12 protein-coding genes are annotated in these 13,578 nt (G+C 31.0%); all 12 read left to right on the top strand.

What is annotated here, in order from left to right; all coding sequences use genetic code 11:
- Nucleotides 1-5 precede the first annotated feature (5 nt).
- Nucleotides 6-2,849, top strand: coding sequence for a PD-(D/E)XK nuclease family protein (locus B2Y85_RS07160; protein WP_372519800.1), 2,844 nt, complete (start codon nt 6-8; stop codon nt 2,847-2,849).
- Between the two features lie 57 nt (nt 2,850-2,906).
- Entirely contained in the window at nt 2,907-3,413 is a 507-nt protein-coding gene (locus B2Y85_RS07155) for a DUF4833 domain-containing protein (protein ID WP_372519799.1), read from the top strand.
- 29 nt (nt 3,414-3,442) lie between these two features.
- Nucleotides 3,443-4,117, top strand: a complete 675-nt coding sequence (locus tag B2Y85_RS07150; protein WP_372519798.1) for a polysaccharide biosynthesis/export family protein — start codon at nt 3,443-3,445, stop codon at nt 4,115-4,117.
- An 8-nt stretch (nt 4,118-4,125) separates the two neighbouring features.
- On the top strand, nt 4,126-5,862 hold the full coding sequence (locus B2Y85_RS07145) for a GumC family protein (protein WP_372519797.1): 1,737 nt from the start codon (nt 4,126-4,128) through the stop codon (nt 5,860-5,862).
- A gap of 74 nt (nt 5,863-5,936) precedes the next feature.
- The gene (gene tpiA / locus B2Y85_RS07140) at nt 5,937-6,689 is read left to right on the top strand and encodes a triose-phosphate isomerase (protein WP_372519796.1); all 753 of its coding nucleotides are present in this window, start codon (nt 5,937-5,939) and stop codon (nt 6,687-6,689) included.
- Between the two features lie 19 nt (nt 6,690-6,708).
- Nucleotides 6,709-7,293, top strand: coding sequence for a phosphate propanoyltransferase (gene pduL, locus B2Y85_RS07135; protein WP_372519794.1), 585 nt, complete (start codon nt 6,709-6,711; stop codon nt 7,291-7,293).
- Nucleotides 7,294-7,307: 14 nt separating this feature from the next.
- The gene (rpiB, locus tag B2Y85_RS07130; RefSeq protein WP_372519792.1) at nt 7,308-7,748 is read left to right on the top strand and encodes a ribose 5-phosphate isomerase B; all 441 of its coding nucleotides are present in this window, start codon (nt 7,308-7,310) and stop codon (nt 7,746-7,748) included.
- A 52-nt stretch (nt 7,749-7,800) separates the two neighbouring features.
- The gene (locus tag B2Y85_RS07125; protein ID WP_372519791.1) at nt 7,801-9,159 is read left to right on the top strand and encodes a DUF4139 domain-containing protein; all 1,359 of its coding nucleotides are present in this window, start codon (nt 7,801-7,803) and stop codon (nt 9,157-9,159) included.
- Nucleotides 9,153-9,806 (top strand): deoxyribose-phosphate aldolase, encoded by a 654-nt coding sequence (gene deoC, locus B2Y85_RS07120; RefSeq protein ID WP_372519790.1) that lies wholly within the window; start codon nt 9,153-9,155, stop codon nt 9,804-9,806. Before B2Y85_RS07125 ends, deoC begins: the two co-directional genes overlap by 7 nt.
- Complete coding sequence (locus tag B2Y85_RS07115; RefSeq protein WP_372519789.1) at nt 9,799-11,505, top strand: GAF domain-containing protein; 1,707 nt, start codon at nt 9,799-9,801, stop codon at nt 11,503-11,505. The genes deoC and B2Y85_RS07115 overlap by 8 nt, the downstream gene beginning before the upstream one ends.
- Nucleotides 11,506-11,517: 12 nt before the next feature.
- Nucleotides 11,518-12,342, top strand: coding sequence for a transketolase (locus B2Y85_RS07110; protein WP_372519788.1), 825 nt, complete (start codon nt 11,518-11,520; stop codon nt 12,340-12,342).
- Nucleotides 12,343-12,373: 31 nt separating this feature from the next.
- Nucleotides 12,374-13,324 (top strand): transketolase family protein, encoded by a 951-nt coding sequence (locus B2Y85_RS07105; protein ID WP_372519787.1) that lies wholly within the window; start codon nt 12,374-12,376, stop codon nt 13,322-13,324.
- Nucleotides 13,325-13,578 lie beyond the last annotated feature (254 nt).

Below are 13,578 nucleotides of genomic sequence, written 5' to 3'. Positions count from 1 at the left end.
ATTTTATGAAAAACAAGAGTAAGATAATTAACATTACTTTAAACGATAGTATTGTTGAATATACGGCAAAATATTTGCTTGATTTAACTGATGTCGAAAATGATTTCGGTAAGGTTGCCGTTATTATGACTTCCAACAGACCGTCGATGTTTATAAAAAGGGAATTGGCAAAACAAATAAATAAACCGTTTGTTCCGCCAAAATTTTTTACTTTTGAAGAACTTGTAAATTCAATATCGGGATTACAGAACAAGAAAAAAATATCAAAGATAGACAGCAGTTATATAATTTATGATATTATTCATAACAATCTTAAAAGTTCAAGTTTTTATCAATACACATATTCGACTTTCTTTCAGTGGGCAAACGAAATATTGAATTTTATAAATCTGTTGGATTTGGAACAAATAAGTAACGATAAATTGTTAAATATTCAAATGCAGGCCGATATCGGTTTTGATGTTCCCAAAAGTATTAATGATCTTTTGAAAAATATATCTTTTATCAGAGAGGAATTTCATAAAAGAATAGAGTCGTTAAACAAAACAACAACCGCGTATTCTTATTATAATGCCGCAAAGCATATAGAAACTTATTTTAAAGATTTCGATAGAGTAATATTGTTTAATCCGTATTATTTGAATAAATCGGAAACAGAAATGTTTAAAGTTTTGTTTAATGCCGATAAGCTTGACATTATCTTAAGAGGAGACAAGAATAATTGGAAATATTTGAATAAAATATATAAAGATTTTAATTCCGTTTCAAAACCTGTAAAAGACAGTTTAACGGACAATATTCATTTTTACAGTGCTTACGACGGATATTCTCAAGCTTGTTTAGTTAAGAATTTAGTGCAAAAAGTTCCGCAAAATGAACTTAAAGATACTGTCGTTATAGTTCCGGATAACACAATATTACAAGCGGTTACAAGCGAACTTTATTCGGTATTTAAAGATATTAATATTGCGGTAGGATATCCCGCAAATAAAACGACAATATTTTCTTTAATGAAAGATTTAATTAAAACTCATTTAAACAGAGATGAAAACAGTAAGTATTACGTAAAAGATTTTATTTCAATAATATCAAATCCGCTTGTTAAAAACATAAGATTTATAGGGTTGCCGGATATTACAAGAATTATAATTCATGAAATAATTAATAATTTCGATTTTTCAAATAAGAAAGCTTTATTTAAAATGTATCAATTTGTTTCGTTGAATGAAATTCAAAATAACAGTGAATTACATGAAACTATTTCCAAAAAAATAACTTCTTATTGGCAAGAAGTTTCACCGGAAAGAGTAAAAGAACTTATTACACAATTATTTGATATCTTTTTTTATAAATTCGAAAATGTTTCTACAATGTATGCTTTGGGAAAAGCCATAAACGGTATAGCCGATATTATAACCCAAAAAAGTTTAATAAATTCGTACTCTTTTAATTTAGGCGCAATGAATATTATTTATGACATTGCAAACCAACTTTTAAATTCTATTTGTTCAAATAATATTTTTAGTACAAAAGAATTATTAAAAATATTTGAAAACCTTATAGCTACAGGTAATATAAATCTTGTGGGAAGTCCTTTAAAAGGGTTACAAGTATTGGGTTTTATGGAATCCAGAGGACTTTCGTTTAAAAATGTTTTTATAGTATCTATGTCGGATTCTGTTATTCCGAATGTAAAAGATATAAATCCTCTTATTCCGAAAGAAGTTATTAATTTATTGAATATTGGTTATTCGGAAAGAGAAATCGATATTCAAAAATATCAATTTTACAGTTTAATTTCTGGAGCAAAAAACGTTTCTTTAATATATCCTTGCGACAATGCAAACATAAGAAGCAGATTTATAGAAGAACTTGTATGGAAAAAACAATACAAAACGAAACTTTTAAAATCGGTAACGGTTAATAATGCTGTTTTATCTACACAACTGTTTGCCAACAATAAACCCGAATTTCCCAAGACAGACGAAATAAAAAAATATTTATTGAATTTCAATTATTCGGCAACAAGCATAGATTCGTATATGAAATGTAAATTAAGATTTTATTATAAGTATGTGTTGAAATTAGGTGAACAAACAGATTATGATGATGATCACGAAAGTATTAATATAGGAAATTGTGTTCACGACTTTTTAAATAAAATTTTTCATGGCGGTTTAACTAAAGAAGAATTGTTGACTTTGGACGAAACTTCTTATGAAAAAGAGTTGGATAATAAAATAGATGAATATTTTAAAAATACTAAAACCGGAAAAATGTATTTGTTAAAAAAACTTCTTAAAAAGAAATTGAACGATTTTAGAACGGCGGAAATCGCAAGACCGTTTAAAAGAGTGTTGGATACCGAAAAAGATTTTAATTTTCAAATAGAAGTAAACCGAACAAAATATAATTTGATTTCAAGAATGGACAGAATAGATGAAAACGATGACGGAACAATAAGTATTATAGATTATAAAACCGGTACTGCGAAAGCACCGATTGCCGCAAGAGATTTTGTTTTCGACGAAACTAAGTTTACAAGACAAGTAATAGCAAAAAACATAAAATCTTTTCAGTTGATAATTTATAAATATTTGTATGAGCAAAATAACAAAGATAAAACAGTAAGTAATGTGTTCCTGTATTCTTTGAAAGAAACATCTGTAATACCGTTGTTAAAGGAAAAAACAGATACAAAGCAAGATAAAAAAATAGATTTTGATATTTTGCTTAAACAACTCAAAAATATTATTGCGGATATTAACAACGATGAACCGTTTAAAAGCGAAATTTACGATGATGCAGATTGTCAAAAATGTCCTTACTTTTACTTGTGCAGACAGTAACAATTTTGTATAAATATATGTCTAAATAGTAACAATATTTTTATTATGGAGCATAAAATGAAAAGAGCAATTCTGTTAGTAATATTGTTTTTAACGTTTGGCATAAATATATATGCGGATAAAACCGTTAATTTGTTTACTATTGAGAGAAGTAAAAATGCAAATGTCGTAAAATATGATGCGGTGTTAAAAGATGATGGCAGTATAAACGAGAAAAGGCCCGTAGATGTTTATTGGCTTTTATATGCTTATAAAAACGGTGAAAGAGAAGAATTAAGTGCTTTTGATAAAAAAGCTTACGGCTTTAAAGTTAAACATAATGCCGAAAAAGAACAGTTTGATTTTACATTAAAATCCGTAAAAGATAAGCCTATGATTTTAGTCTTAGATAATAATGTTCCGAAAGCGGTTATAAAAATAAACAATGTTGATTGTTTTTTGGAAAAAGTTTATATAGATTCTACCGACGGAGCTTTCGGTATACCTAAGGTTAACTACTACGAGTTGTTCGGCAAAGAAGTAAACACCGATAATATTCAACAACAAAAAATATTAGTGAAATAACTTTTCTTTTTTTGTATAATAATAAAATTATGAAAAATTATATTTTATTTTTATTATGTTTTATTTCTTTTTGTTTAGTGTCATGTGCCTCAACGAAAGGTGTTGCCGTTACAGGCGAAAACAATAGTGTCGGTAGTGTGGATAATGAAACCGATAGTATTCAAGATCAAGTGTTAAATGATATTTCGAATGTGCAGCAATCGAAAAATTATATATTGCAATCGGGAGATTTGGTGGAAATTAAAGTTTTTATGGAGCCTAATATGGATAGAGTTCTCAGAATATCATCCAACGGAACCGTTACATATCCTTTGATAGGCAATGTTAAAATCGGCGGCTATTGTGTAAGTGATGCGGAAGAGCAGTTGGCCGAAAAATTAAAATATTATATAAAAAGTCCTCAGGTTTCTATGTTAATAAAGGAATATTCAAATAAAATGGTTTATGTTTTGGGTCAGGTGAAAAAACCTTCGGAAATATCTATTCCGCCCGAAAAAACGATAACTGTTCTTGAAGCAATTACATCTGTGGGCGGATTCACCGATATTGCAAACACTTCAAAAATAAAAGTTTTAAGAATGGAAAACGGAAAACAAAAAAGTATAGATGTAGATGTTAATGCAATAACAAAACAAGGCAACAAATCTCTTGATATCGAATTAATACCCGGAGATGTTGTTTTCGTTCCGCAAAGTATGTTTTAGAGGAAACAATGAACGAAAATTTTATAAATGAAACCAACAATAGCGAAGAAATAGATTTTACATTCTATATATCGGTAATATTAAAAAGAATATGGTTGTTGATCGGAGTTGTTATTATCTGTATAGCGGCAGCTGTTGTTGTAAATATGTTGATGCAGCCGAAATACAAAGCTTCCGTTCTTATGATGATAGACAGAGAAGATTCCGGTAAAATAGAAACTTCTTCTTTCGGATCTTGGGCAAGCGATGAAGATTATTACAGAACACAGTATAAACTGTTGGAATCGAGAACATTGCTTGAAAAAGTTCATAAGAATATGAATTTGTCGGAAGTTCCGGAATTCAAACAACCTAACGGTTGGGCAAAACTAAAAAAACATATAAAAATTATTCCTATAACAAGAAGTCGTTTGTTAAACCTTGAAGTAGAATCTTACGACAGACAATTATGTGCAAAGATTGCCAATACAATAGCAAGAACTTTTGTAGAAGATAATGTTAGTAATCGAGTTTCTATAGCACAAGATGTTATCGCTGCTCTTGATGCAACGGAAAGAAGTTCAAAACAACAGGAATTGTTAAATTCTATGCCTCAGGTAGTGAACAGCGATTTTATAAAAAATCTTAAGAACCAAGAGATAGCATTATATAAACAGTATGTCCAACTAAATGCAAGATATACCGTAAATCATCCGGAAGTTATTTCCGTTCAAAATCAGTTACAAGCAATAAGAGAAAAGATAGATGTTGAAACAAGAAGGCTTATCCAAAGTATAAAAATAGAACTTTCCGGACAATTTTCCGGAAACAATATAAGAATAGTTGATGAAGCTCTTGTTCCGGATAATCCTTATAAACCGAATAAAATGTTGAATTTGTTGATAGGTTTTTGCGTAGGTTGTATTTTAGGAATATTGTTTATATTTATAGTCGAATTCTTGGATAAAACAATAAAAACATCCGACGATTTACAAGAGAAATTAAAGATTCCTTTTTTAGGCTTTATTCCCGTTAATAAAATAAAAAAGTTACAGAGCGAATATGAAATAATGTTAAAAGAAGGGAATTTCTTGTTGGCAGAACAAATAAGAAATATAAGAACAATGTTAGGTTTTGCTTTATCCGATGACAGAAAAGCCCCTATTTTGATAGCCAGTTCTTTGCAAAGTGAAGGGAAAAGTCATTTGTCCGTAAATTTGGCGGTGGCTTTTGCTCAAACTCAAAAAAAAGTTTTGCTTATAGATGGTGATTTGAGAAGATCCAGACTTCACAAAGTGTTTAAAGTTTCGAATGAAAAAGGTTTAACCAATATTTGGCAGGAGGATAAAAAAATATCAAGTTTTGAATATAATGTTCAGCAAACTTCCGTAGAAAATTTGTATGTTATGACTTCCGGTCTAAGACCTCCGAATCCTTCGGAATTATTAAATACTCCGTTACTTGAAGTATTTATAAAGTGGGCAGTTGAAAATTATGATTGTGTTATGGTTGATTGCCCGGCCGTTTTACCTGTAAGTGATACTTTGTTATGGGGTAAGTATATAAATAAAGCTGTTTTTGTTGTAAAGTATGGAAGTACAAACTCGAAATTAGTTGAAGCTGCACTTGAAAAGATGAAAAATGCCGGAATAAAGATTGTTGGCGGTGTTATATCACAATATGAACCGAAAGGTCTTACATACAGCAAATACGGATATTATAAAAATTATTCATATTATAATGAGGATAACAAAGAAGATAAATAGAAATTTTTTATAATATAAAAAAAGATGTTTGTTATAAAAATATTTATTAAATTATATTAAAAGGAGATTTAATCATGAGAAAACCGTTGATGGCAGGAAATTGGAAAATGAACAAAACTATACCGGAAGCAGTTGCTATGGTAAGTGAATTAAAAGGTAAAATTGCAGATGTTAAAGATGTTGATGTTTTAATTTGTCCTACATTTACTGCAATTTCGGCTTTGGCAAACGAAGCGAAAGGAACAAATATTAATATAGGTGCACAAGATATATTCTGGGAAGCTAAAGGTGCTTATACGGGAGAAATTGCTCCTAATATGTTGGTAGATGCAGGTTGTACTTATGTAATAATAGGACATTCCGAAAGAAGACAATATTTCGGTGAAACAAATGAAACGGTAAACAAAAAAGTTAAAGCTGCATTAGCTATAGGTTTAATACCTGTTGTTTGTGTAGGTGAAACATTACAGGAAAGAGAATCCGATGTAACATTTAAAGTTATTGAAGCTCAAGTAAGAGAAGGCTTAAAAGATTTATCTAAAGAAGATGCAGAAAAAGTAGTTATCGCTTATGAACCCGTTTGGGCAATAGGAACAGGAAAAACGGCAACTCCCGATCAGGCACAAGAAGTTCATGCTTTTATAAGAAAAGTTTACGGAGAAATGTATTGTTGTGCAGCAGATAAAATAAGAATCCTTTACGGCGGTTCCGTAAAACCCGAAAATGTAAGTGAACTTATGAAAAAAGAAGATATAGACGGCGGATTGGTAGGCGGAGCAAGCTTGAAAGCAGATTCTTTTGAAGCTTTGGTAAAATTTTCTAAATAATTATAGAGGAAAAATAAAAATGAACGAAAATAGAGCAAAAAATCCTATTTTGACAAATGTTTCAAACAGACACATACATTTATCAAAAGAAGATATGGAAACATTATTCGGTAAAGGACATACATTAACAAAGACAAAAGATTTGGTTCAACCGGGAGAACATGCTTGCGATGAAACAGTTACAATACAGGGACCGAAAAGAGCAATAGAAAAAGTCAGAGTGTTAGGTCCGTTAAGAAAACAAACTCAGGTAGAAATATTTGTAACCGATGCTATAAGATTAGGTGTTAATGTTTGTATAAGGTTGTCCGGTGATTTGGCAGGTTCCGAACCTATAAAAGTAATAGGTCCTGCAGGCTCAATAGACCTAAAAGAAGGTTGCATTGTTGCTAAAAGACATATTCATTTTACAACAAAAGATGCCGAATTTTACGGAGTAAAAAACGGAGATTCTTTAAAATTGAAAACGGAAGGAGAAAGAGGACTCGTTTTTGATAATGTTATAGCAAGAGTAAGTGATAAAATGGCATTGGAATGCCATTTGGATATGGAAGAAGCTAATGCCGCAGGTGTGAAAAACGGAGATAAACTCTTTATATTATAATCAAGGGTATAAAAATGAAAATTGCATTCGGTTGCGACCATGCAGGAATAGATATAAAAGATAAATTGATATCTTTTATAAAATCGTTGGGACATGAAGTTATAGATTGCGGAACAAATTCCAAAGATAGTTGCGATTATCCGGATTTTGCACTTAAAGTATCTCAAAATATAATTTCAAAAAGTGCGGATAAAGGAATTTTAATTTGCGGAACAGGCATTGGAATGTCAATAGCCGCAAATAAAGTTAAAGGTATAAGAGCGGCAGTTTGTTGGAGCAAAGAAACCGCACAGCTTATAGCTCAACATAATAACGCAAATATTATGTGTGCCGGAGCAAGATTTGCATCGCCCGACGATATTTGTTTGTGGATTAAGACTTTTCTTGAGACGGAATTTGAACAAAGACATATAAAAAGAATAAATAAAATCACTCAAATAGAACAACAGAATTAATGCTGTTGTTCTATTTTTTTATATTCAAATAAAATATATAAGGAAAATTTCTATGAAAAAAATTTTTGTTTTATTTGCATTTATGTTTGTTTCAAGTTTTGGTTATGGCGCATCCGTAACAATATACAATGACAATTTTGCCCTTGTAAGAGATACAAAAGATGTAGATGTTAAAGTCGGTAAACAAACAATAGAAGTAGATGATGTATCTGCAAAAATAGATCCTACGAGCGTATTGCCGAAATTTCTTTCCGATTCCAACAATATTACAATTCTTGAACAGAATTATGATTTTGATTTGGTAAACAGTAATAAATTGTTACAAAAATATATAGGTAAAGATATAACGGTTGAAAGATATTTGCCTAATTCTCAAAAAGAAAAAATTTCAGGTAAGCTTTTATCCGTTCAGGGCGGTACTATAATAAAAACAAATAACGATAAAATCGTTATAAATCCGAGCGGAGAAATCTCTTTGCCGAAAATGCCTGACGGGTTAATGTTAAAACCTACTTTGTCTTGGTTGATTAACAGTAAGGTTGCCGGTAAGAAAAAATTGGAATTAACATACAAAACAACAGGCTTTTCTTGGGTAGCCGATTATGTTGCCGTGCTTAATAAAGATGATAAAAATATAGATTTGAATGCTTGGGTAACGATAAATAATACATCCGGTGGAACATACAAAGATGCTAAACTAAAATTGGTTGCAGGTGATGTAAATACAGTAAAAGAACCAAGAGCTGCAAGAAGTCTTATGATGGCTAAAAATGCCGTTATGGAAGAAGCTGCTTATGATACAGCAGCAGGTTTTCAGGAACAGGCATTTTTCGAATATCATATTTATAAATTGCAAAGAAAAGCTGATTTAAAAGATAATGAGAAAAAACAAATAGAATTTACTGCGGCACAAAATATTCCCGTAGAGAAAAAGTATACATATCAAAGTTCCAAAAACAATAAAGTGGAAATTTCGTTGAAATTTAAAAATAATAAGGCTTCTAATTTGGGAATACCGTTGCCTAAAGGTAAAGTAAGAGTATTTAAGAGCGACGGAGATTCAATAGAATTTGTCGGAGAAGATATGATAGATCATACTCCGGAAAACAAAGATATGAGATTAACATTGGGTAATGCATTTGATGTTACGGCAGAAAAGAAAATGACAAACTCTTCAAGAAATAATTCCGCAAAACAATCCGAAGAAACTTATGAAATAGTTTTGAAAAATGCAAAAGATGAAACTGTAAAGGTTGATGTTATAGAAACTTTTTACGGCTGGTCTAATTGGAAAATCGTTTCCAATTCACATAAGTTTGAAAAGAAAGATTCAAATACTATAGTTTTTGAAGTTGATGTTCCGGCAAAATCCGAAACAAAAGTTACTTATAAGGTAAAATATTCATGGTAAACATAGCATCAATTATAGATCATACATTGTTAAAACCTAATGCAACATATAAAGATTTTAAATTGTTGTGTGAGCAAGCAGTTGAAAACAGATTTTGTTCGGTATGTGTACCGCCTTTCATGGTTGAAAGTTGCAAAAAAGCTTTAAGTAATAGCGACGTGAAAGTTTGTACCGTGATAGGCTTTCCTTTAGGTTATAACAGTTGTATAGGAAAACTTATAGAAACCAAGCAAGCCATAAAAAACGGTGCTGATGAGATAGATGCCGTTATAAATATTTCCGCTTTAAAATCAAAAGATTTCAGCTATGTGGAAAAAGAGATAGCTTTATTAAGGAAAACCGGTTTAAATAAAATTTTAAAAATAATTGTTGAAACCGCATATTTAAATCAGGAAGAAAAAGAAAAAATCGCTAAAATAGTTTTAAATAACGGAGTTGATTTTTTAAAAACATCTACAGGTTTTGCACCATCCGGAGCAACCGTTGAAGATATTAAATTTTTTAAAAAAATATTGAAAAACAATGTAAGGATAAAAGCTTCCGGCGGAATATCCACGTATAAACAAGCGGAAGAATTAATAAGGGCCGGGGCAATTAGATTGGGAACATCAAAATCTTTGCAGTTGTTAACAGATGACGATGAATAAAACAATAATTAAACATATATCAATAATAATTTCCGCTATATTGCTTATAGTATTGGTGTGGTTTTTGTTTGTATATGTTTTCTTTGATAATGAATTGAAAAAAAGCATATATCCTATGATAGATGATTCCAAACAGGTATTATCCGAAATAGTGAACAAAAATTTTGCTGTGGAAAAAACAAGAAAATTTATTTCCGATTTCGAAAAAAAAGAATATATTCGTTATTTGACCATAAAAAACAGAAAAGAAAAATCAAATCCCACAAAAATAAATTCGGCAATATTGTCGGTTTTAAAATTATCATATCCGATAAAAAATGAAAATTCCGTTGTAGGCTGGGTTGAAGTGTGGCCGTCTTATGAATTGTTTGCAAAAATATTTTCAAGCGGTGCGAATATAACAATATTTTTAATATCGATTATTTTTCTTTTAATCGGTTTCATATTTATTGCATATATTTATATTAAAAAATATGTTTTTGATCCTTTCAAACAAATAAAAATTATGATAAATAATATTGTTATGGATAAGGAAGTAACTATTGATGAATCCAATGAATACGGAATATGGAAAAATATTTTTTTAGATTTAAAAAAATTACATAATAAAGTTTTTGATGTAAATACGACAATGAATTTGTTGTTTTCGGCAACAAGTATCGTAAGTTCCGATTTGGAGCTTGTAAATTCCGTTCATGTTGTATTTAATGTTGTTCAAAAAAGAATAAAAAATTCTATGTGCGCTCTTTTTATCCCGGATGAAAGCGGACAATTGAAAGTATTTGCCAAAAACGGGTTATTGAACAGTGACATAACTTTTATGCCTAAAGATGAGAATAATTATATATGGAACACGTATGAGCAAATAAAAGAAATTGTTGTAAATGACGAAAATAAGATAACAAAAGAAAATTTGGGCGGACTGTGCGATGAAAAGGTTGGTTCCATGATGGCTATTCCTCTTATAGATGAAGATAAAAATTGTATAGGAGTTTTTGTTGTAGTAAGTAAAATAGCAAATTCTTTTAATTCGGATAATATTGATATTATAAACAGTGTTTCTAAATATTTGGTTGCGTTGATAAACAGAATCAAAGATTACCAAAAAATAAAAGAAACAAACAGAAAACTGGAAATAGAAATAGAGACGGCATCGAAAGAACTTATAGAAACAAATAGTATATTGGTGAAAAAAATAAAAGATATAAGAAATGTTTCGGATATTGCATTTCATGCAACTACGAGAATAGATATAGCCGATTCCATGGAATATATAATAGCAAAGGCAAAAGAAATTTTGGATATAGAAAATTTCGGTATTTTTACATATAATAAAGAAAATGATACCTTTTGTTCCGTTAAAGGGTCTTTCGGTTCGGAAAACATTTTAAAGATTGCTAATAAAAAAGGAACAATCTATAATGATATAATAAACAGCGGTAAGTATGTTGTTATAAATAAAGATTCGGATGTAAGTAATTATTCTCGTAATTTTATAAGTGATAGCGTTAAATTAAAAACAGCAATATTTTTACCGATAAAACAAGAAAATAATGTTATTGCAATAATGGTTGCAATTAATAGAAAAAATTCCGATTTTAATTGTACCGATGTAAAAAAAATGGAACACATATCTGTTATTATTTATGGTATAATAGAAAGAATGAATTTGTATAAAAAATTAAATGCCAATATATAATGGGGGAAACAAATGGAAATAGCTGATTTGAAAATTATATCAGCATCTGTAAGAAAAGAAGTTCTTAAAATGTTGAATAAGGCCGGTTCCGGTCATCCCGGCGGAAGTTTGTCTGCCGTAGAACTTTTGGTGGATTTATATAATAATCATATGAATTTTAATAAAGATAACTGGCAAGATAAAAACAGAGATTATTTTGTTCTTTCAAAAGGTCATGTTTGCCCCGTTCTATATGCAGTTCTTGCGCAAATAGGTTGTATTCCTAAGGAAGAGTTAGATACTCTCAGAAAAATCGGCGGTCGTCTGCAGGGACATCCTGCCATGGATAAACATATTCCGGGTATAGAAGTTTCTACCGGTTCTTTGGGTTACGGACTTTCAATAGCAGCAGGTATTGCAAAAGGTATGAAAACGTTAAAGCAGGATAACAGAGTTTATGTCCTTATGGGTGACGGCGAACAGCAGGAAGGTTCCGTTTGGGAAGCTGTTATGGCCGCTCCGCACTTTAAACTTGATAATTTGTGTGCGATTGTTGATTGTAACGGATTACAAATAGACGGTAAAGTAGAAGACGTGTTGAATATTAATCCGATTGCGGATAAATATAAAGCTTTCGGTTGGAATGTTATAGAAATAGACGGACACAACTTAAAAGAAGTTGATGAAGCATATACAAAAGCAAAACAGTGCAAAGGAAAACCTACCGCTATAATGGCAAAAACCGTAAAAGGTAAAGGTGTTTCTTTTATGGAAAATGTTGCAGATTGGCACGGTAAGGCACCTAATGCAGAACAGTTGGAACAAGCTCTTAAAGAAATAGATGCAAGTTTAAAGTAAACAATTTTTAGGAATATAAGGAAAATAAATTATGGTAAATGTTTTTGGTAATAAAGCTACGAGGTTTGGTTTTGGTGAAGGTCTTGTTGAATTAGGCAAAAAAAACGATAAAATATTTGTTCTCGGTGCAGATACCGTTTCTTCGGTTGCGATAAACGGTTTTCAAAAAGAGTTTCCTGATAGATTTGCTAATGTGGGTATTGCGGAAACAAATTTGTTGGGAATGGCAGCAGGTCTTGCCGTTGCGGGGTTTGTGCCTTTTGTTTCCACTTACGGAGTTTTTGCTTCCGGAAGACCTTGGGAACAAATAAGAACAACGATTTGTTATTCGAATTTAAATGTTAAAATCGGCGGTTCTCATTCCGGTCTTATGGTTGGTCCTGACGGGGCTACCCACCAAGCTTTGGAAGAAATTTCCATAATGAGATGTTTACCTCACATGACGGTTCTTGTTCCCTGCGATTTGGTTGAAACTAAAAAAGCAACAATTGCAGCTGCGGATTATAACGGACCTGTTTATATAAGGTACGGCAGAGAAAATGTTCCTATTATTACCGAAGATAAAACACCTTTTGAAATAGGTAAAGCCATAAAAATGAGAGAAGGCGGTGATGTTTGTATTATGGCTTGCGGTTCAATGGTATATGAATCTTTAATGGCTGCGGAACTTTTGGAAAAAGAAGGTATAAAAGCAAGAGTTTTAAATATACATACAATAAAACCTATAGATAGACAAGCAATAATCGATGCCGCAAAAGATTGCGGTGCAATAGTAACTGCCGAAGAACACCAAATTTTCGGCGGATTCGGAAGTGCTGTTGCAGAAGTTGTTGTTGCCAACAGTCCTGTTCCTATGGAATTTGTGGGAGTTAACGACACTTTCGGGGAATCGGGAAAGCCGGCAGACCTGATTGTAAAGTATGGTTTAAAAGATGTAAATATTGTCGAAGCCGTGAAAAAAGTTTTAAAAAGAAAAAAATAAGCTGCCTTTTATAGCTCTTTTAAAATTTCTCATTTACAAGCAAAAAAGCCATTCGTTTGAAAAATTTAAAGCCGTGCTCCAACTTGAAAAATCCTAACGACCTAATGTAACGGATTTTTCTTCAAGCATGTTCGCACTAAAAAGTTTTTTTGATTTATAACTTTTTGCTCTAAATTTTTCTGCACTCATAGACGGCTTTAATCATGCTTGTAAACGAAAATTTTAAAAATATCTTTAATTATAAATTATAAATT

The organism is Candidatus Ruminimicrobiellum ovillum (assembly GCF_002392975.1).
Taxonomy (GTDB): Bacteria; Elusimicrobiota; Endomicrobiia; order Endomicrobiales; family Endomicrobiaceae; genus Ruminimicrobiellum; species Ruminimicrobiellum ovillum.
The sequence above is the reverse complement of the archived record's forward strand: the minus strand, read 5'-3'. Positions and strand labels throughout refer to the sequence as shown.

What these genes read in the sequence shown, in the direction of transcription:
- B2Y85_RS07160 (WP_372519800.1), top strand. Translation starts at nt 6, where the DNA reads ATGAAAAACAAGAGTAAGATAATTAACATTACTTTAAACGATAGTATT.
- B2Y85_RS07155 (WP_372519799.1), top strand. Translation starts at nt 2,907, where the DNA reads ATGAAAAGAGCAATTCTGTTAGTAATATTGTTTTTAACGTTTGGCATA.
- B2Y85_RS07150 (WP_372519798.1), top strand. Translation starts at nt 3,443, where the DNA reads ATGAAAAATTATATTTTATTTTTATTATGTTTTATTTCTTTTTGTTTA.
- B2Y85_RS07145 (WP_372519797.1), top strand. Translation starts at nt 4,126, where the DNA reads ATGAACGAAAATTTTATAAATGAAACCAACAATAGCGAAGAAATAGAT.
- tpiA (WP_372519796.1), top strand. Translation starts at nt 5,937, where the DNA reads ATGAGAAAACCGTTGATGGCAGGAAATTGGAAAATGAACAAAACTATA.
- pduL (WP_372519794.1), top strand. Translation starts at nt 6,709, where the DNA reads ATGAACGAAAATAGAGCAAAAAATCCTATTTTGACAAATGTTTCAAAC.
- rpiB (WP_372519792.1), top strand. Translation starts at nt 7,308, where the DNA reads ATGAAAATTGCATTCGGTTGCGACCATGCAGGAATAGATATAAAAGAT.
- B2Y85_RS07125 (WP_372519791.1), top strand. Translation starts at nt 7,801, where the DNA reads ATGAAAAAAATTTTTGTTTTATTTGCATTTATGTTTGTTTCAAGTTTT.
- deoC (WP_372519790.1), top strand. Translation starts at nt 9,153, where the DNA reads ATGGTAAACATAGCATCAATTATAGATCATACATTGTTAAAACCTAAT.
- B2Y85_RS07115 (WP_372519789.1), top strand. Translation starts at nt 9,799, where the DNA reads ATGAATAAAACAATAATTAAACATATATCAATAATAATTTCCGCTATA.
- B2Y85_RS07110 (WP_372519788.1), top strand. Translation starts at nt 11,518, where the DNA reads ATGGAAATAGCTGATTTGAAAATTATATCAGCATCTGTAAGAAAAGAA.
- B2Y85_RS07105 (WP_372519787.1), top strand. Translation starts at nt 12,374, where the DNA reads ATGGTAAATGTTTTTGGTAATAAAGCTACGAGGTTTGGTTTTGGTGAA.